Consider the following 20,240-nt stretch of genomic DNA (forward strand, 5'->3'; position numbering starts at 1 on the left):
TGGTATTCTGTTGCAAAAAAAAAAGACTCCTCATTGTAGAGAAGTCTTTGTGAGTTCAATCATTATTTTAAAATGAAATCTTTGGTTTGATTCCCAATTTGAATTGTAAATGTACCGTCCTCGGCAATCCATTTTAAATCTTCTCCCACAAATTGCAGGTCTTTTTGATTTAATGTAAATGTTACTTTTTTAGTTTCATAGGGAGCTAAGCTTATTTTTTCAAAACGTTTTAATGCTTTAACCTCTGGCGTGATGCTAGCTACCTTATCTGATAAGTAGAGTAATACTGCTTCTTTTCCGGCACGTTTTCCTGTATTGGTTACATCAATTGTTACTGTTACTGAATCAGAATGGCTAATTTGGGATTTATCGATTGTTAAGTTCGAATACTCAAACGAAGTATAAGATAATCCTGTTCCAAATTCATATTGTGGAGAATAGCTTTTTTGGTACTGTGCATCGTTATTTTGTTCTTCGTCTCCCAGACTTTCGGTATATTTTCGATTGTACTTTTCAAGAGAGTTGGTATAGCGAGGGTAGTTGTACGGTAATCTTCCGCTTGGGTTTACCTCTCCATACAAAATATCTACAAGTGCTCTTGCACCTTCATTTCCGGGTAAGTAGCACTGAATTACAGCTTCCATTTTATCTTCGAAATCACTTATTATTCTTGGTCGACCTTCGTTTAAGATTAAAACAATAGGCTTATTTAATTTTGATAAAGCTAAAGCCAGTTTTATTTGCGGTTGGCTTAGGTATAAGTTACTAATGTCTCCGGGAGTTTCCGTATAGTTTTTTTCGCCCAGACACAAAATAATTTTGCTCGCATCTTGGGCAAGTGCAACTGCTTTTAAAATTTCGGCATCATCTTCTTTTTCTAAATCAGCACCAGCGGTGTAAAGTACGTTGGTTTTTCCTATTTTGTTTTCAACTGCTTCAAGAATCGTAAATTTATCTGCAGCATACTTATCAGAGTTTTCACCTTGCCAGTTATATGACCACCCACCGTTCAAGTATTTCATGCTATTGGCGGTTGGACCTGTTACTAAAATTTTTTCTGTTTTACTCAAAGGTAAGATTGCGGCTTTGTTTTTTAATAATGTGATAGATTCAGCAGCTGCATTATAAGCGACATCTATGAATTCTTGGGAACCAAATTTAGGATAGTCCTTTAAATCAGCACTATTGCTTTCAAACAGATTGACTTCGAATTTCATTCGTAAAATTCGGGTAACCGCATCGTCTATGCGAGACATCGGTACTTCGCCTTTGGCAACTAAATCCAATAAATCAGTATAAAAACTGTAGTCTTCAGGTACCATACTCATATCGATTCCTGCCAAAACAGCTTTTTTAACGGCATCCCTGTTATTCTCGGCTACTTTATGCCTTGTGTAGAGGTAAATAATATCTTTCCAATCAGTCACGACAACCCCTGAAAAGCCTAGTTCATTTTTTAAAATAGTAGTGATTAAATGTTTGCTGGCGTGCACCGGAGTACCATTGATTTCTCCTGAGCTAACCATAATACTTTTAGCCCCTGCTTTTATAGCGGCTTGGTAAATAGTTAAATCAAATTGTCTCAAAACACGTTCGGGAATAATACTAGGTGTTCTGTCCTTTCCGGTGGTGGTGCTTCCGTATCCAATGTAATGTTTCATGCATGAAGCTACGTTGTATTTAGATCCCACATCTTTGCCTTCAAATCCTTCAACCATTGCTACGCCCATTTGCGAGGATAAATAAGCGTCCTCGCCGAAAGATTCCCACATGCGAGACCACGAAGGATTCCTTGGTAAATCTAAGTCGGGAGAAAATACCCAAGGGATTGAGGAAGCTCGTGTTTCATATGCCGAAATTTCAGCAGCTCTTTTAACGATGTCAGTATTAAATGTAGCCGCAATACCTATTTGTTGCGGAAATAAAGTGGCTCCTGCTGTGTAACTTGATCCATGAATGGCGTCAATACCATACAAAACAGGAATTTTTAAGCGAGTTTTGTTCGCTTCGTTGTTGATAGTTGTAAGTACTTCTTTCCATTTTTGAATGGTTGGAGCACCAGGATTTGGGACGTTTAAAATCGAACCGATATGATAATTTTGAATTCCTTCTCGTAACTTAACCATGTCAAAAACACCAGCTTGCCCTTTAATTTCAAAACCAGTTACGGTCATCTGAGTCATTTGTCCCACTTTTTCTTCAATCGTCATCTTAGAAAGTAATTCAGATACTTTTTTGTCAATTGCAGTCTTTTTAGTTTGACTAAATGAAGTAGCTGAAGTTAAGTATAGCGCAAGCAATAATAGGATTGTTCTTTTCATAATGTACTTAGATTATTAGTCCTTAAAAGTACTCCTTTTTTTAGGGATTATTTTTTTGTAGCGCATTTTTACAAGAATAGGATAACTTTAACGTTTTCGTTTTTTGAAATTATGATGATTTGAACAGATTTTGCCTCTTTTTTTAAATAAAATTCAGCAATAAGGGTACAAAAAAAGGTCTCCTTGAAAATGCAAGGAGACCTTTTTAAAATGAATATATGGGTAATTTTATTTTTTTTCAGCGATCCAACCATCAATTTTGCTTTCTAATAAAGCGAGTGGCATTACTCCAGATTCCAAAACCTTTTCGTAGAATTTTTTAATGTCAAATTGTTTTTCCATTTTGTCTTGCGCTCTTTTGCGAAGCTCCCTGATTTTTATTTATTAATAGTAAAAACCTCTTAGGCAGTGCAAAAGAGGTTTTGGTGAATAAAGCATTTTTTTTAATTAGGTCTAATAAATGTCAAGGATTTTGTATTCGGTTTCATTGTATTTGAACGACGAATCCTTTTTAAGACCGCGCATTTCAGCATAAAGTGGGGCTTTGTAGGACATTCCAAAAAAAGCTGTTCCAGCAACTTCAAAATTTTCAATAGAAACACAAATGTAAAAAGTCATTTTATCAGTAACAACAACTGCTCCTGGTTCTACTATATCACAAACTTTTGAAGGATCTAAACTCTTTAGGAATTCCATTTCCCTTTGTGCAAAGGTAAGTTCGTTACCAATAGCATTAATTAATTCCATTTTACCTGCTGTGCGACTTTCAGATTGACTTGGTGAGTGGTCGTGGTCCACGGCATCAGATTCCATGAGCTCTAATCGAGTTGTAAATCCATCAATTAAATCATTCTGTTTTTGAAGGCAAGCTTCCTGTATTAGTTTTTTGGGAATATCCATAGGTTATTTTTTATATCAATTTAAATGATTCAATTATTTTTTCTCGGTGATCCAACCATCAATTTTACTCTCTAATAAAGCAAGTGGCATTACTCCAGATTCCAAAACCTTTTCGTGGAATTTTTTAATGTCAAATTGTTTTCCCATTTTGTCTTGCGCTCTCTTGCGAAGCTCCATGATTTTTAACTGTCCTATTTTATAAGATAGCGCTTGTCCAGGAATGGCCATGTAGAAGTACAAAATAGCATCACAACTATGTGGTTAGGGATCTATTATTCGTTTTTGAATAAAATAAAAACTCTAGTGCTTTATTAGTTGCAATAGCTATCAGTATTAAAAGCTACTCTTCTCATACCTTAATCAAGATAGGTTTTGTGAAATGATATAACTTAGTTTCCATGAATTTAAAAATTATGATTTGTATTTAAGATAGGTAATCTATTAAAAATTAGATTATTGTAGCTGTATTTATATCATATAGGTTGAATTCCTTATAAAAATGAATGCAAAACTTCATTTAATTTTCGGTGGGATATCCATTCGAAAAAGTCAAAAATCAGTTGCTGTTAGTATTAATTTTAGTAATTGGTTTTAAGAGCCTTAGATCAGGATTTCATTTATTAAATACAAATATCTTTCCATGTAATTTTTAAGTTTGATCCAAAAAAGCGCCTTATTATAAAGGCGCTTCTGGGTCTCCTTTACAATTCTGAGATAAAACGTATTAGATTTATAATGCTTTTTTCATCTTTGGTGGAAAAGTTATTCTTTTTAATATAATCAGTTAATGCTGTAGTTTTTTCGGGGAACAGCTCAAATAAGTCCTTTTTATTCCGCGGAAATAGAAAAGGTATTTCATTATTTTTACTGATAAAAAACTCTGTATCTGCTTTTGCATAGGTAGCGGGTACGTCTTGTGTATAGGTGCTAGAAGCTTCTCTTCCTTTTTGTAAAATTATTCGATCTCTTCTGTAAACTGCTATTTTTTGGGAGAAAAATAACTCAACAAGGTACCCATATTCTTTGGTTTGCTTTGTTTGGTAATCTAGTAACTTAATTTTAGTTGTGGATGGGTAAATGGTTATTGTGTTGAACGGTTCTTTTTTAATTAACGGAAATACTTCCATTGTAGGCGACTGAACTTCAAAAATGTCAGTGAATGCATTGTAACGTACCATTATTTTTTCCTTTACACCGGTGACAACTGCAGGTCTAAATTCATCAATAAAATATGTTGAGCCTTCTACTGATTTCAAATCTCCCTTGGTCAATATGTCACTTCGATATAAATAGCTTGTTGTACTAGGTTCTAGCGCGTTCAATATAGCTTGTGAGTTTACTGATAATGAAAATACAGATAGAACGGTGGTGAGCATTAATTTTTTCATGATATTTAATTTTTGTTTTTTATCCAACCATCAATTTTACTCTCTAATAAAGCAAGTGGCATTACTCCAGATTCTAATACTTTTTCGTGGAATTTTTTAATGTCAAATTGTTTTCCCATTTTGTCTTGTGCTCTTTTGCGAAGTTCCATGATTTTTAACTGTCCTATTTTATAAGATAGTGCTTGTCCAGGAATGGCCATGTAGCGTTCGATTTCGGTCGTGATACTTGCTTCACTTTCGGCTTCGTTTGCTAAAGAGTATTTAATGGCTTGTTCTCTCGTCCATCCTTTGCTGTGCAAACCGGTGTCAACCACTAATCTCACGGCTCGGTGCATTTCGTTTCCTAACATCCCAAAATACTGATAAGGATCTTTATATAATCCTAGTTCTTTCCCTAAGCTTTCTGTGTATAACGCCCATCCTTCGCCGTAGGCACCAAACCAATTGTATTTTCTAAAATCAGGAAGGTTCTCATTTTCTTGCTGCAATGAAATCTGAAAGTGGTGACCCGGAATAGCTTCATGTAAAAACAAATCTTCATCGCCATACATATTGTATTCTTTTACATCCGGAATTGGAACATAAAAAACACCTGGTCTTGACCCGTCAGCTGCTCCTTGATTGTATTCAGCACTTGCGGTATTCTCTCTAAACGCTTCTGTTCTTCTAATCTCAAATTTTGTTTTAGGCTGTAGAGAGAACAATTTATCTACATTAGGCTTGATTACACTGTAAATTCGCTCAAAATTTGCGATTACTTCTTCCGGTTTTTTAAATGGTTTTAACTCTGGCTTGTTGCGAACATATTCGAAAAATTCCAAAAGTGTTCCTTCAAATCCTACTTGTTTTTTTACTTTTTCCATTTCGGCAGTTAAACGCGCTACTTCATTAAGTCCTAATTCATGAATTTCTGCGGGAGTCATAGCTGTCGTAGTCCACTGTTTTACGTAGGTTGAGTATAGTTTTTGTCCAAAAGGCAAACTACCAATCCCACTTGTTGCTCGGGATGCCGGTAAGTATTCGGTTTTTAAAAAGGCAGCCATTTTTTTGTACTGCGGAATCAGTTTTTCATTGATCATTGCGGTATATTTAGCAGTAATGTCCTTTTTTGTTTCTACTGAAAAGCTGTCGGGCATTATTTTTATAGCTGAATAAAATAAATTTTCTTCGATATTTGAGGTTGCCATCTCGTCAAATTGTGGAATCACTTTTACAGTTAATGATTTTGGTAAAACTGCACCTTTCGCAATTCCTTTTTTCATGTATACCATAGCGGAGTCAATCCATACGCTATACGTGTCCATTCTTTTCAAGAAATTAGTATAATCTTTCTCCGTTTTAAAAGGTTGAGCACTACTTCCTCCTGCAAATTGTCCCATGGTTAGGTGTGTCCCCCAAAATTGGTGTACGGGCATTAAATTCGTAGGTTCGTTTAGCAGCTCTTTCCCAACGGCAACTTCCCATTTGATTATCTCGTAGCTGTTTTTTTCCTCTGCCGAAAGGTTTTTGCTATCGATTGTGTCCAAGGTTTTATCATATTTATCAAAAAACTCAAATTGAGCTTTTCTAAAGCTGTCGGTCATTTCAAATTGCAACTGATCGTTGTATTGATTTTGTCCGTTTTGTGTTGCGCCTAAAGGATCTAGTGCGTTTTTATCATCAAAGTACTGCTTAGTTACAGTCGAAAAATCTATTTTTTTACTTTCTGATTTGCAATTCACCAATAGGGCTGAACAGAGAATTGCAGTTAGAAATACCGAAGTTTTTTTCATTATTTATCAAAATTAAGTTTACGTAAAGCTATGATAATTTTAATTAAAAGCGCGCTAATTAACTTCGTAAGTTTCTGCAATAGCCTATTCATCGCTTTTTTAACATAAGTAGGCGAGAACTTTTTTAGTTAACTACTACAGAAAGGAAAGTAAAGACCAAAAAAAATCCTATTCAATATCGAATAGGATTTAGTATAGCTTAAAAATGAAATTTACACATTTTTCAAGTTGATAATTTCTTGCTCCGTCAGCAATCTCCAGTTTCCTCTAGGAAGGTTCTTCTTAGTTAAACCAGCAAATGAAACACGGTCAATTCGCAATACATCATAGCTAAAATGTTCAAATATAGAACGAACCACTTTTACGTTAGCTGATCTTAATTTTAAACCTATTTCGCTTTTAGCTTCACCTTCAATATAACTTATATCTTCAACAAATACGCGGTGTCCATCAAGAACAAGGCCTTTGTTTATTTTTTCTAAGTCCTCAAATTTCAAATTTTTATCTAATGAAACTTGGTAGATTTTAGATGATTTATTGGTTGGTAACGTAAATTTACGAATCATATCCGTATCATTAGTAAACAACAATAATCCAGTTGTATTTTTATCCATTCTTCCTACGGCACCAATTTTTGCTGTAGTAGAACCTTTTACTAATTCTAAAACATTACGAAATTCCTGCCCTTCGTCCATGGCAGTGGTAAAGTTTTTAGGTTTGTTCAATAAGATATAAACCTTTTTTTCAGGAGTTAATGTAGCACCATCAAAGTTAACTACATCACCTGGCTTTACCATGTAACCCATCTCGGTTACGGCAACACCATTTACTTTTACTGTACCTGATTGAATGTAAATATCCGCATCACGACGCGAGCACACGCCTGAGTTCGAGATGTATTTATTCAATCTTATTTCGTCTTTAACCTTAGGTCTTTTTGGTGCCTGATTCGCTTTTTTCTCTACTTTATCAGTAGCAACTTCTGCAACTTTAGTAGTAACTTTTACTTTTTTAGGCCCTTGAGCGCGCTTCTGCATGGCAGGTTTTGGCTTATTAGAGTGTGGTCGTGAGCTATTTGCTCTTCCGCCGCCACTTTTATTATTGCCTTCCTTGTTATTCATAATAATCGATAATTTGCGCAAAGATACTATTTATATAATTGGCAATCAATAACTCCACATTAAAATGCTAAATCCTTAATTTAGAGTAGAATCAATTCTCTGGTATTTTTTTTAGGAGCACTCTCCTGCTTTCCACTGTATCTTTTACTTTTAGAAAAAAAAAGTAAAAGGATGCCGTTGCAATCAGGGCTAGGCTAGTAGTACAATCAAAAAACAGAATGAAAACAGTTTTAAAGTAGTAACAGTATTTTTTTACTGTTCCATAATGCACTTGGGTTAATGAGGATTATGCAAAAAACACCCGCCACAATCAGAAATTTCAATACATTGTGAAGTAGTAAATACTGGCCTTTACGTTCTGATTTCCATAAGTAGAGTAAGAAGAAAAGTAACAGAATAAGGCAACCATAAAAGTAGATTTCCATCATGCCCACATCATACACGTCAACCAATAAGTAAACTGGCACAATAGTCAATCCTACTAGAAGTGTAATAATTTTTTTTGACATGATCTCTCCATATAATATCGGTACAGTTTGATATCCGTTAGCTAAATCGCCTTTGATGTTTTCTAAGTCTTTAATCATTTCCCTGATGAGTAAAAGAAGAAATAGAAAGCAGGCATGCGAAAAGATAACGGCTAAATTGTTCTTGTAACTTGCTATTTCTTCAAAACTTAAGTTAAAGTAATAGTGTAGCAAGATGGCAAAAAACGGAATAACTGCTAAAACGGCCGCAGTTAAATTCCCAATCATAGGGTACTTTTTTATTTTATGAGAGTAAAACCAAATCAGAAATATATAAGTCGAAAAAAACAAGAAAGCACGCCACGATACTATTAATGCTAAAAAAGAAACGATAAAATTTAAAATAAAATAAACGGAAAGCTTTGTTTTTTGACTTACCAATCGGTCCAGCATCGATTTATTAGGTCGATTTATTAAGTCCTTTTGGCTGTCGTAGAAATTGTTAATGATATAGCCCGAAGCAATGGAAAGCGACGAAGCGAGTACCAATAAAAACAGGTTTAAGTCCAATAGATTTGCTAATGTTCCTTTTTCAGGAGCGAGAATAAATAAGGCAGAAAGGTATTGCGCTAAGATGATCACCGGAATGTTGTACCCTCTAACCACAGAGAACAAACTGATGATTTTCATTAATAAAAGCTTGTGTTTTCTGCTTAACATTCTGGAAACGGGTTTTGAAATAGTGGTTGATAAAAAGTGTCTTTATCTTACATCAAATTTAAGGCTTTGTTTTGGTAAAAACCTACAAAATATTTAAAACATAGTGTTCCCACTTTATTTCATAGGCTCTATTTGAGACGAATTAAAAGTGGACTAGCTTTTAGTTTCGGTTGCAAGTAGTACTGCTGAAAATTCTTCAACTTGAAGTGGTTTGCTCAACAGCGTATGTACGTGCGTATTTTTTTTAGCTCTTTTTTTGTCGTTAGGGTCTAGGGAGGAGGAGAGCATTACAATTACAAAATCAGCAATACTAATCCTATTGTGTGGGTTGTCGAATTCATCTAAAAATTCAAAACCGTCCATTTCAGGCATTTTTATATCCAGTAAAATGACTAAAAAACCATCTTTCTCTTTCTTATAGTGTTGTAACCATTCTAATGCTTCTTTGCCACTATTAACCACATGAATATCCTCGAGATTCAGTTTTTTTTTGAGCAGTTGTTTGGTAACAATCTGGTCAATGACATTATCATCAATGATTAATATTTTATGATTGAGCTTCATGATTGTTAGGTATTGTGATTGTAAAAGTGGTTCCAACAGTAACTTTGGAACTTACCTTTATGGATCCATTCAAGTGTTCTACAGCTTCTTTAACGATATACAGACCAAGGCCAGAGCCATTGTTAGCTGAGTTAGTGACAAAAAACATATCAAATATTTTGTCTTGATGCGCCAGGTCTATTCCAACACCGTTATCTGAAAATTCAATTATAAAACCATTTTTATCAAGATATGTTTTAATATGCAGAAATGGATTTTCTTTTTCGGGATCAGAATATTTGATGGCATTGGATAGGAAATTATTAATAATGATGCGCAATCTTAGTTCATCATTAGTAATTAGGTCTACCGCTAAGTCCGTGGTTATTTTTATCGAATAAGAGGACTTCGTAAATTTATTTTGAGCGATACTCTCGTTTATCAATGCTGCCAAGCTAAGATTAGTTATGGTAATCTGCTTTCTTTTATTTCTTGAATAGTCGATGATATCACGAATGTAGCGATCTTGCTTGATTAAACTATCGCTCATCATGTTTAAATAGAGGTTAAATTGATCTGAATCCTGCTCTAATTTCATAACTTCAATAAGTCCTTGAAGCGAAGAAATAGGAGCTCGAAGATCGTGCGATGCGCTATAAACAAACTTATCTAATTCTTTATTGGCAATAATTAATTTGCTGTTCTTTTTATCGGTTTCAGCAGTAGATTTTTTTAATTTACCAAATAGTACGTTATAATATACACTAACACTACTTATTATGATCAGTGTCAAGACGATATTTATTAATAAAAGATAGGTTTTCATCGCTCTAGTTCCTTCTCCTAATGATTGCGAAAATTTACTTTCACTAACACTAATTTTATGCGATATGCTATTTATCTGGTCTAGAAACAATCTCTTTTCACTTGTTGACAGTGATTTTTTTTGCATTCGAGTATTAATTTCTTGCCCTAATTTAGTTAGTTTTTCAACTTGACGGTCTGCTTTTCCCCATTCGGTTATAGCAGCTTTAAAAAAGGAAATTTTTTTGAAATTATTAAAAAGCCATATCATGTCATTGAGGTCTTTTTCGTCATTTCTTCCAGCACGAAGCCCGTCTTTGATTATATTTTTTCTATTGCTTGTAAGTAGTTCAATTCGGGCTACGCGATCTCCTTGAGGGACAAGCAAATGTTTATTAAAATCATTCCATTCCTTTAGGTCACCAGTAAATAGGTAGGTAATTAAATTTCTCGTACCATCCTTTTCACCTTCAGAATAATGCGACTCTCCATTAACATAGGCACGGCAAGAGGAGAGTATTTTAATAGTATAATAGTTAACAAAAATCAAAAACGAGCAAGAAAGCACCACAATCACTAATGGGGTGAAAATAGTATAGAGACTAAATTTTTTAGTGATAGCTTTGTTATTCATACTTGTCTATTAGTCGCTTAATAAAAACGAAAGCTTTCACTCACTATTTTCAGTATTCTCCTTGAAAACCCGTTGATTTAATTCGCCAACAATTTTGTGTAATAAGGGCACAACATTAGCGCTAGTAGGTAAATAATATGTTCTAAAATTGATAAACAACTTCAAGTTTGTAATCTTTCAATGCTAATTTAGCACGCTCTAAGTCTTCAGTAAAGCCTAAAATATAACCACCACCGCCTGATCCACAAAGTTTCAAGTAGTAATCATTAGTGTCAATTCCGTTTTGCCAAATAGCATGAAATTGCTCTGGAATCATTGGTTTGAAATTACTCAAAACCACTTTAGATAATTTTTTGGTATTAAGAAACAGCGATTTCATGTCGCCACCAAGAAAGTTCTCTACACAAAGATCCGTGTATTTCACAAATTGGTTTTTTAACATGGTTCGGAAACCTTTATCTTTTAAGTTTTCCATGAAAATGTTAACCATAGGTGCCGTTTCGCCTACGATACCTGAATCTAATAAAAACACAGCGCCTTTACCGTTAAAGCTTTGGTTTGGAATTCCAGTAGCTTCAATATTATCTTTAGAATTAATAAGGATTGGTATGCTTAAGTAACTGTTTAAAGGATCTAAACCAGAACTCTTGCCATGGAAAAAACTTTCCATTTGCGAAAAGATATTTTTCAGTTCAAGTAATTTTTCTCTTGTCAAATTTTCTAGAACAGTGATTTTGTTGTGTGCGTATTTATCATATATAGCGGCTACCAATGCGCCACTACTACCCACACCATATCCTTGCGGAATACTGGAATCAAAGTACATTCCTGTCGCTACATCATTTTTTAGTTCATCGATTGCAAAAGAAACTAAATTAGGTTGCTCTGTTTGCAAAGTCTCTAAATAGACAGTAAAACGATTTAAACTTTCGTTAGAAGCAATTGCTTCTGCTGATGGATCTTCATCTCTTTTTAAGGCACCATTGTAAAAATTATAAGGAATAGATAATCCTTTAGAGTCACGAATAATTCCGTATTCTCCAAATAGTAATATTTTTGAGTAAAATAAAGGTCCTTTCATAGTATTGTAAATTATCAATTTGGGGTTGGTAATTATTCTATTTTTTTAATCTTATTTGGGTCTTGTCTTATATCGAAAACACGAAGAATATTTAAATTTTTGTCGTCAAAGTCATAATACAAGGTAATCTGTTTTGAAATAACACATTTTCGTGTACTTCGTATATTTGATTTTGGAAATAACTCAGGGTCTAATCTGATTTTTTCAATATGGTTATTTAATTTCTGTGCAACTTTCTTACGAATACTTACAGACCATTTATAATCAAGAAAATCAAATAAATCTTCTAATTCATAAGTTGCTCTTTTTGAAATAATCACCTTTCTCATTAAAGATAGTTGACAATAAAGTCATCCCAAGATGTGGTATTCCCATTTTTAAAATCTTCAATCCCTTCTTCGATTCCTTTTTTCTCTTCCTTCGTCAACTCCTCCCAAAAATCCTTCTTTTCTTTTTGTAAAAGGGATTTAATAGACTTAATAATTGATTCGTCATTGGTTTTCAACAACTTTTCAATGATTTTCTGTTTTTCTAATTGAATATCCATACTGTTCATTCATTATTTGCTAAAGGTAAACAAATAATTCAATTAAAGCATCATAGCTCCATTTCCAATTTGGTCACAAAGGTACTGCCCATTTTGGCAATAGCCAACTAATTCGTTCTTAATAAATTGCAAAACTTTTTCGCTAACGTTATTTGGATATAAAACATGCACATTTGCACCTGCATCAAGGGTGAAACAAACAGGGATTTTAGTCTCATTTCTGAATTTCCAAATTGCATTGATAATCTCCAAGGTGTTTGGTTTCATTAGTATAAAATAGGGCATCGAAGTCATCATCATGGCGTGCAAGGTCAGTGCTTCGCTTTCGATCACTTTTATAAAGGCATTTAAATCACCACTTTTAAAAATAGTAATCAAGGCATCTAAGTTGTCATGCGCTTGGGCAAAACGTCGATCAGCATAAGGGTGATTGTGCATTAAATCATGGCCAACCGTACTCGAAACTTGCTTTTCGCCTTTGTCGACTAGTAAAATAGTGTCTTGGTACTGCTTGAAATTGTCATGAATTTCGCCTGGAAATTCTACTCCGTATAAATCAGAGCTTCCTTTTATATTTGCTTGGTTTCCCCAAACAACCACCTGTCCTTTGACACTACGACAGGCACTTCCTGATCCTAATCGTGCTAACAAAGAGGCTTTTTGATAAAAATAAGCATCGGTCATGGCTGGGTTTAGTGCTTTTTCTAAACTCATCAAGTTCATCGCTAAAGCTGCCATTCCTGATGCCGATGATGCAATCCCAGAGCTATGGGGAAACGTGTTTTCGGTATCAATAGTAAAGTGATAGTCTTTCAAAAACGGAAGATACACTTCTATTCTCTCTAAGAATTTTTGGATTTTGGGCTTAAAGTCTTCTTTTGGTTTTCCTTCAAAAAGCAAATCAAACGAAAATTTTCCCGGTACAACAGTGTCAAGCGAGGTCGAAACATCCTTTTTGACGAAAGCCAATTTAGTAATCGTTTTACAATTATTTAGAGTAAAACTCACCGATGGATTGGCCGGAATTTGATTGTCTTTTTTACCCCAATATTTAACTAAAGCAATATTACTTGGTGCGCTCCATTGGAATTCACCGCTTTCTAAAGTATGAGAATAGGGTTGTGGAATAAAATCGTTTAGTGTGGACATGAATTGTAAAATTTTCACAAATATAATTATTTTTAGGCCACAGATTCACAGATTTTTGTTCAAATACTATAGTGTCAATTTGTTGGTTACACTAGATTGTAATTTTAAAATATTACAATCTGTTCTGTTCCTCGTTTAGGTCAGCATCCTTAACTTCTTTCTTTTTAGCTGTACCAAAATTATAAGTAAGCGATAGCGTTACTTTTCGCGTTTCCCAGCGGTTAACCCAATTAGTAGTCACGTTGTCTTGCTGCGTGCTTTGGATCCATTGACTTTTTTTCAATACGTTTTGAGCACTTAAATTCATTCGTAGTTTTTTACTTAAAAAGTCTTTTCGCATACTAAATGACATATCGTATGACGGTTTGAAACTTGTATTTCCGTAGTCACCATTTTGGCTATAAAAGCTGTTCCAAGTAGCGCTCCAGTCTTTTGCTAAAGTGAACGATTGATTTAAAGCTCCCGAAAAGGAAACGCCGCTATTGTTGAATTGATATCCTTCTAGATTAGATGTTGCTTGACCATAAGCAACTTCAGTATTTAGTTGCACTTCCCACCATTTTTTCACAGCATAACTAGTATTAAATGATAGTCCAATGCTTTTAGATTTTCCAATGTTGTCAGAAAATAGCGTAGTTATTTTAGTATCGGGGTTGTAATCGATAATTTGGTAGATTTCATCTCTTGAAAAATTAGCATATAAAGAAACGGATGTTTTTTGCTTTTTAATCCAAACCAGCTCAAAAGCATCGGTGAATTGAGGTGTCAAATTTGGATTCCCTACTGAAACGTTGTAGGTGTCAATGTACTCGTAATATGGGTTTAAGGCTAAGTAACGCGGTCTTTGGATGCGTCGACTGTAAGAGAATTTATATTGATTGTTGTTGAAGTTCCCATTAACGCTAAATGAAGGAAACAGTGATAAATAGTTGCCTTTATTGCTGCTGTTTGAGGTTAAAGAGGTAGCATTGTAGTTGATGTATTCAGCACGTAATCCAGCTTGAATATCAAATTTTCCATTAGTAAAATTTGTGATTCCGTAACCTGACAAAATAGATTCTTTGTAAACCAAATGATTGCTTCGGTTGGTGTTTAAGACAAAATTACCTTGATCGTCTCTGTCTTGCAGTTTGATGGTGTAATCATTATTCACATAGCTCAATTTAGAACCCGTTTCAAAATTGAATGTTTTGGATATCTTTTTTTCAAAATCTACCTTAGCACTTAAAATATTGAAGTTGGTTGGGTTTTGGAATTTGACCGCTTCACTATTTTTATACATTGCATTGGTGTTGGCATTAAAGTAAGCGTTAGATGTTAGACGATCACTGTCATTTTGATAATTGGCATAGCTTAATTGCGCATCGATTTTAGTATCCAAGCTATCTGAGGCAAAATTGTAAAACAAAGTACTGGTTAACGTTTTATTTATCTTGTCATCTTGTGTGTCTAGAATGGTATATCTCTCATAAATGGCATTGTCAAACTCTTCGGTACGACCGTTTGTTTTTTCATCACTTTTATAAATACTGTAATTTGCTGAAGCGCCCACAGTAGCATTTTTATTTAATTGATGCGATGCTCCAAAATTCCCCGAATAACTATTAGAGACTGGTAACCAATCATTTTTTTGTAATAGCGTCGTTGTAAGTGCAGGTGTAATTACCGTTTGATCAATGTTTCTGCGATTGATACTCTCGGCATAACCTTGGTTCAGACCAAATTTCAGGTTCCATTTTTCGGTATTGTTGTACAGGTTTAATCCGTTATAATTTTTAATGAATTCGGCATAGCCAATGGAAGATCGCACATTTCCAGTTAATCCCGTAGCAGCTGATTTTTTCAGTACGATGTTAAAAATACCTGCGCTTCCTGCCGCATCATATTTTGCCGATGGATTAGCGATAATTTCCACGGCTTTGATATTAGCACCATCTAAAGTTTTAAGGTATTGCTTCAATTCCTCACCCGTTAATAATGATGGTTTGCCGTCAATCATAATTTGAAGATTGTTGCTGCCTCTAAAAACAACATTTTCGTCTTTGTCTAATTGTACACCAGGTAGTTTGCTTAAGGTTTCTAATGCATCGTTTCCATTACCAAAACCGGCTTTGTCGATGTCAAAGATCATTTTGTCTCGGCTTAATTTAATCAAACTTTTATTTTGCATCACAACCACTTCTTTTAGCGCTTGCACATCTTCTTCTAATTCAAAGTTTTGATTCAAGTTGCCCTTTGTAGGCGTTAACGTTTTTGACTGAAAGGTTTTGTAACCAATCATTTCAATTTGAACAAAAAAAGCTACATTAGGCAACGGAATACTATAGTTTCCTATTTCGTCAGTGGTGGTTGCTTTTACAAATGACTTAGTAGTGGCATCAAAAACAGAAACGGAAGCAAAGGCGATTTTTTCTCTATTGTTTTTTGATTCAACTGTTCCTGAGATGCTAATGCTTTGTGCAGAAAGTACATTCAGACTGAAAAATAATAAAAGGGCGATAGCGGTTTTCATGGTGTATGATTTTGTTGGTAGCAAATGTAGGGTAGTGTCTCAACCCCCGAATTCATTTTACACCAGTGGGACTTTCTACTACATGAAAAGCTGAAAACAGATTTTTATCTGTTTTTTATCTAAAAAAAATGCGTTGGTCCATTAATTTGGGTGGTTGGTGTAAAAAAAAGAATAGATCAATAGATAATGTTTAATTTCATCCCATGGAAATAAATAAAAAACAAGGTTACTTTCATTTGATCGTTGTGCTAATAATAGTATTGATGGATCTGTTTTCGGATTATGTGTATGGCGGCGATAAGCAACTGCTTAGTAACTTTCAGTTGCCTTTAAATTTTAATCGAATAGTTATATACACGGCAACATTTACCACATATGCTGTTAACTTTTATATTGTAAGTCCGTTTACGTTGGGGAAGAAATACTATTTTAGGTTTGCCATTGGTGTCCTTATTTTAATTGTTGTTTTTGGACGTGTTCGTTATTTACTGGAGGAAGTTATTTTATATCATTTCACGGGGCAGCACAATTATTTTGAAGAGTCAAGGAAATTTTTGTTTTATACTTTTGACAATTCTCTCTATGCCATAAAAGCAGTATTGTACAGTACTTTGGTTTATCTTTTCTTTGAGTTTGCGTCAAATCAAACGAGAATTCACAATCTAGAAATAGATTACAATAAGGCAGAGCTAAGTTTACTGAAATCACAATTAGAGCCGCATTTTTTATTCAATACGCTTAATGCTTTTTATACTGATTTAATTGATGAACAGCCTAAAGTTGCCAAAGACATTCTGCGTTTGTGCCAACTATTACGGTACGTAACCTATGAAGCAGGTACCGAATTTATGCCGTTGTCCAAAGAGATTAATTTTATTGAGGATTACATTTACCTGCACCGAAAAAGATTTGAAGACACCTTATTTTTAGAATATAATGTAACGGGAACCATAAGTGATCAGCCTGTGCCTTCCTTAGTTTTTATTCATTTTGTCGAAAATATTTTTAAACATGGTGTGGTTACCAACAGTGCTTTTCCAGCTAAAATAAATATTATTGTTACCGAAGAATGTATTAGTATGGAAACTGCTAATCTAGTTTCGGTTGCTGAGCAATACAGCGCAAGCGGAATAGGAAAAGAAAATTTAGAACGAAGATTAAGCGCCATTTTTAAGAACGATTATGTATTGCGATACGAACAGTCAGAGGATGTGTTTCGCACTTTTTTACAACTTCCAATTCAATCAAAAAGATGAAACTATTAAAATGTCTTATTGTCGATGACGAACCGCCAGCGATCCGACTTTTAGAAAAATATGTGAGTAAGGTTCCGTTTTTAGAATTAATTGCAACGACAACCAGTTCCTTAGAAGCCCTTTCAAAAATAGAAGAGGGGAATATTGATTTGGTATTTATGGATATCCAAATGCCAGATTTAACGGGTTTGCAACTGTCGAAGATTGTTAAAGGAAAAACAAATATTATTTTCACGACAGCTTATCCGCAATTTGCGCTTCAAAGTTATGAAGTCGATGCCACTGACTACTTATTAAAACCATTTGAATTTGAACGTTTTTATGAAGCAGTTTTAAAAGTAAAAAATACTTTTCAAACCGAAGTGAAAGAGGTGCAAAAGGAAGTTTCAAAAGAGCTAAATGATTACCTTTTTATTAAAACTGATGGTAAAAATAATTTTGAAAAAGTATATGTAAATGACATCTGTTACATTGAAGGCTTAAAGAATTACGTTGCGATTCATCTAAAAGACAAGCAAGTAATTACCAATAATACCTTAAAGAGCATAGAGGATTTTTTACCTGCTACTGAATTTGTCAAAACCCATAAGTCGTTCCTTGTGTCGCTGCGCCATATCACAAAAACCGATTCTCTAAGTGTTTACATCAATGGTAATAGCATTCCAATAGGGGATACCTACAAAAAAGAACTTTTTGAAATTATTCAACAGCGAAAATTATAATAGGGTATTTGATTCCGTTTTTTATAATTATCCTCTAAGTTTTGATTAAATTTGAAAATTCAAATACATCAAAAAAATGAACAAGATTACAAAAATACTTATTGTTGTAGTGACCTGTCTGGGTATTGGTTATATATCTGGAAATTCGACTCGTGCGGGTATCATAGATTGGTATCCATCATTAGTGAAACCAAGTTTTAACCCTCCCAATTGGGTTTTTGCGCCTGTATGGAGTGCGTTATATGCCATGATGGGAGTTGCCGCAGGATTAGTTTGGGCTCGAATTGATTACGAAAAGGAGATAGTAAAAAAAGCATTGGTTTTCTTTGCAATACAATTGGCATTGAATGCTTTATGGTCGTATTTGTTTTTCGGACTTCACAACCCTATGCTAGCGGGAATCGAGATTATCCTATTATGGTTAATGATTTTTGAAACCTATTCTCAATTTGTAAAAATCAATAAAATTGCGGGTTACTTACTATTGCCTTACCTTGCTTGGGTAAGTTTTGCAGCTGTTTTAAACGGAAGTATTTGGTGGTTGAATAGATGAATGTAAGTCTAAAGTTGAAAAGTCGAGTCGGGCTCCAGCGGATGACAACATGAGCAAATTGAAATTTAATTAAATAGATAAATAGGTTGTAGTAAATTAGTATTTATTGCAGCCTATAGTTTTTTAAATTCAGTATGTTTATTCAGTAAAAACTCCATTACTGCTAATTCATTAGAGTCATTAAGAAGGGTACTTGATTTAGGATCGTTTTCGCAAAATTGTAAAAAAAGATCAATCTGATCTGGTTTTAATTTTAATGTTTCCAAGAAAAATCTTTGGTCACAGCTGTTTCTTGCGATTGTTTTGAAGCTATCCTTGCTTTTGTTTTTTCCAGCTACCGAATCTTTTTCCTTTTTAAATAAGCTGCCAATCATCTTTCCTATTCTTACGAAATCCATTCCGTTTTCGATTGTGTGTGTACTAACACCGACTACTTTTAATCTTTGAGCATTTTTGTCTAACGTGAATTGATCTACTTTACCTTGTTCCCATTTAGTGTCTGAGCCCATTTTTAAACTTGGCTGATTGTTAATAAACACTTCATTGAGTTCTTCAGCTTTTAAAACTAGCTTAATATCTAAATTGTTTTCGTTGATTATATTTGAAGTTACTGTAAGGCTTCTTAGTTCGTATCCTTTGGCCATAAATACAAGTGTTTCTTCGGGTTGTGCATCAATTGTGAAAAAACCATTTTTATCAGAGATAACAATCTTTTTTGTTTTTGTATTTACTATTTCAGCATTAGTAATCGGATAATTATTAAAAGAAACTTTCCCTTTAATCGTTTGTGAGAAACTAATTTGACTGTAAATAATAAATAACGCAATAAGTAGTTTTACTTTCATAAGTAGCTGTTGTATTGGAAGTAAAGTTATTCGTTTGTTCTTAATGAAAACTTAGTAAATATGTAAAGTCTTGTTAATTTAAAATTAAAGATACGTTGTTAAAAAGTGCATTCTAACCGTAAATAATCCAAGGGGGATAAAATAAAGCGGTACTTATAATTTTTTAAATTCGGTGTTTTTTTTGAGCAAAAATTCTAAAACAGCAAGCTCATTACTATCCTTTAAAAGTAGTTTGGAATTTGGATCTCTTTCGCAAAATTGTAAAAAAAGATCAATTTGGTCTTGTTCCAACTTTAGCGTTTCCATAAAAAATTTTTTCTCGAAACTATTTTTTGCTACGGTTGTAAAAGAATTTAGGGGCGCTTCCTTTTGATCGTCGTCTTTATCCTTTTTTAAAAGATCTGCAAGGAAACCTCCAATCCGGATTAGATTGAGCCCTTTGTTAATTTTTAAATCATCAATCATTGGTGGTTTTAAGCTTTTATCAGCTCTACCTGCCTCAATTTCATCTCTCATAATTTGTTCCACTTCTGGAGTTGCAGCTAAGGTGATTTTTGGAGTATTGGTTATTAGAACTTCGGATAGTTCTTCTGCTTTCAGTGCCAATTCTACAACTAATACCTCTGTGTTTCCATTTTGAGTAGGGACCGTTATTTTTCTAATTTCGTGCTCTGTAGATACGAACACTAAAATATCATTTGGTTTTGCGGAAATATAAAAATCACCGTTAGTATCAGATATGGTGGTTATTTTTTGAGTGCTGTTAATAACTTCTACTTTAGACACAGCGTATTTGTTAGCAATGACTTTTCCTTTTATAGATTGACAGAAACTATTTTGACAGTAAATAAATAGGATTGCGACAAGTAGTTTTACTTTCATAAGTAGCTGTTATATTGAAAGTA

The 20,240-nt window shown here is 34.0% G+C and carries 19 protein-coding genes and 1 pseudogene; 3 read left to right on the forward strand and 17 right to left on the reverse strand.

The window, feature by feature from the left end:
• Positions 1-62: 62 nt before the first annotated feature.
• The 15 genes and pseudogenes from ACZ2G0_RS05210 to ACZ2G0_RS05280 all read right to left on the reverse strand — a co-directional run bounded on the left by ACZ2G0_RS05210 (position 63) and on the right by ACZ2G0_RS05280 (position 15,959).
• A complete protein-coding gene (locus ACZ2G0_RS05210; protein ID WP_470309307.1) occupies positions 63-2,321 on the reverse strand; it encodes a glycoside hydrolase family 3 N-terminal domain-containing protein in 2,259 nt (752 codons plus the stop codon).
• A gap of 228 nt (positions 2,322-2,549) precedes the next feature.
• Positions 2,550-2,663, reverse strand: a complete 114-nt coding sequence (locus tag ACZ2G0_RS05215; RefSeq protein ID WP_470309308.1) for a hypothetical protein — start codon at positions 2,661-2,663, stop codon at positions 2,550-2,552.
• A 111-nt stretch (positions 2,664-2,774) separates the two neighbouring features.
• The gene (locus ACZ2G0_RS05220; RefSeq protein WP_470309309.1) at positions 2,775-3,221 is read right to left on the reverse strand and encodes a hypothetical protein; all 447 of its coding nucleotides are present in this window, start codon (positions 3,219-3,221) and stop codon (positions 2,775-2,777) included.
• A gap of 33 nt (positions 3,222-3,254) precedes the next feature.
• Positions 3,255-3,452, reverse strand: a pseudogene (locus tag ACZ2G0_RS05225) (DUF885 family protein); the annotation flags it as partial.
• A 470-nt stretch (positions 3,453-3,922) separates the two neighbouring features.
• On the reverse strand, positions 3,923-4,609 hold the full coding sequence (locus ACZ2G0_RS05230) for a hypothetical protein (protein WP_470309310.1): 687 nt from the start codon (positions 4,607-4,609) through the stop codon (positions 3,923-3,925).
• 5 nt (positions 4,610-4,614) lie between these two features.
• Positions 4,615-6,381: a DUF885 domain-containing protein gene (locus tag ACZ2G0_RS05235; RefSeq protein ID WP_470309311.1), complete on the reverse strand. Its 1,767-nt coding sequence runs from the start codon at positions 6,379-6,381 to the stop codon at positions 4,615-4,617.
• 212 nt (positions 6,382-6,593) lie between these two features.
• On the reverse strand, positions 6,594-7,502 hold the full coding sequence (locus ACZ2G0_RS05240; RefSeq protein WP_300285665.1) for a pseudouridine synthase: 909 nt from the start codon (positions 7,500-7,502) through the stop codon (positions 6,594-6,596).
• Positions 7,503-7,732: 230 nt separating this feature from the next.
• On the reverse strand, positions 7,733-8,689 hold the full coding sequence (locus tag ACZ2G0_RS05245; RefSeq protein ID WP_470309312.1) for a geranylgeranylglycerol-phosphate geranylgeranyltransferase: 957 nt from the start codon (positions 8,687-8,689) through the stop codon (positions 7,733-7,735).
• 153 nt (positions 8,690-8,842) lie between these two features.
• On the reverse strand, positions 8,843-9,253 hold the full coding sequence (locus ACZ2G0_RS05250; RefSeq protein ID WP_470309313.1) for a response regulator: 411 nt from the start codon (positions 9,251-9,253) through the stop codon (positions 8,843-8,845).
• Complete coding sequence (locus ACZ2G0_RS05255; protein ID WP_470309314.1) at positions 9,237-10,670, reverse strand: sensor histidine kinase; 1,434 nt, start codon at positions 10,668-10,670, stop codon at positions 9,237-9,239. Before ACZ2G0_RS05255 ends, ACZ2G0_RS05250 begins: the two co-directional genes overlap by 17 nt.
• 142 nt (positions 10,671-10,812) lie before the next feature.
• Positions 10,813-11,751 (reverse strand): mevalonate kinase family protein, encoded by a 939-nt coding sequence (locus tag ACZ2G0_RS05260; protein ID WP_470309315.1) that lies wholly within the window; start codon positions 11,749-11,751, stop codon positions 10,813-10,815.
• Positions 11,752-11,783: 32 nt separating this feature from the next.
• A complete protein-coding gene (locus ACZ2G0_RS05265; RefSeq protein WP_470309316.1) occupies positions 11,784-12,080 on the reverse strand; it encodes a type II toxin-antitoxin system RelE/ParE family toxin in 297 nt (98 codons plus the stop codon).
• On the reverse strand, positions 12,080-12,298 hold the full coding sequence (locus ACZ2G0_RS05270; RefSeq protein ID WP_300283768.1) for a hypothetical protein: 219 nt from the start codon (positions 12,296-12,298) through the stop codon (positions 12,080-12,082). Before ACZ2G0_RS05270 ends, ACZ2G0_RS05265 begins: the two co-directional genes overlap by 1 nt.
• A gap of 42 nt (positions 12,299-12,340) precedes the next feature.
• Positions 12,341-13,447, reverse strand: coding sequence for a diphosphomevalonate decarboxylase (locus tag ACZ2G0_RS05275; protein WP_470309317.1), 1,107 nt, complete (start codon positions 13,445-13,447; stop codon positions 12,341-12,343).
• Between the two features lie 112 nt (positions 13,448-13,559).
• Positions 13,560-15,959: an outer membrane beta-barrel protein gene (locus ACZ2G0_RS05280; RefSeq protein ID WP_470309318.1), complete on the reverse strand. Its 2,400-nt coding sequence runs from the start codon at positions 15,957-15,959 to the stop codon at positions 13,560-13,562.
• A 203-nt stretch (positions 15,960-16,162) separates the two neighbouring features.
• On the opposite strand from ACZ2G0_RS05280, the gene ACZ2G0_RS05285 reads away from it, so the two are divergent.
• The 3 genes from ACZ2G0_RS05285 (at position 16,163) to ACZ2G0_RS05295 (ending at position 18,490) form a co-directional block, all read left to right on the forward strand.
• Positions 16,163-17,215, forward strand: coding sequence for a sensor histidine kinase (locus ACZ2G0_RS05285; RefSeq protein ID WP_470309319.1), 1,053 nt, complete (start codon positions 16,163-16,165; stop codon positions 17,213-17,215).
• The gene (locus ACZ2G0_RS05290; RefSeq protein ID WP_470309320.1) at positions 17,212-17,937 is read left to right on the forward strand and encodes a LytR/AlgR family response regulator transcription factor; all 726 of its coding nucleotides are present in this window, start codon (positions 17,212-17,214) and stop codon (positions 17,935-17,937) included. Before ACZ2G0_RS05285 ends, ACZ2G0_RS05290 begins: the two co-directional genes overlap by 4 nt.
• A 76-nt stretch (positions 17,938-18,013) precedes the next feature.
• Positions 18,014-18,490 carry a TspO/MBR family protein gene (locus ACZ2G0_RS05295; protein WP_470309321.1) on the forward strand — a complete coding sequence of 159 codons (477 nt, stop codon included), beginning with the start codon at positions 18,014-18,016 and terminating at the stop codon, positions 18,488-18,490.
• 113 nt (positions 18,491-18,603) lie between these two features.
• On the opposite strand, the gene ACZ2G0_RS05300 is transcribed toward ACZ2G0_RS05295, so the two are convergent.
• A complete protein-coding gene (locus tag ACZ2G0_RS05300) occupies positions 18,604-19,335 on the reverse strand; it encodes a carboxypeptidase-like regulatory domain-containing protein (RefSeq protein WP_470309322.1) in 732 nt (243 codons plus the stop codon).
• Positions 19,336-19,488: 153 nt separating this feature from the next.
• Positions 19,489-20,217: a hypothetical protein gene (locus tag ACZ2G0_RS05305; protein WP_470309323.1), complete on the reverse strand. Its 729-nt coding sequence runs from the start codon at positions 20,215-20,217 to the stop codon at positions 19,489-19,491.
• Between the last annotated feature and the right edge of the window lie 23 nt (positions 20,218-20,240).

This window comes from Flavobacterium sp. KKT103, assembly GCF_055640565.1.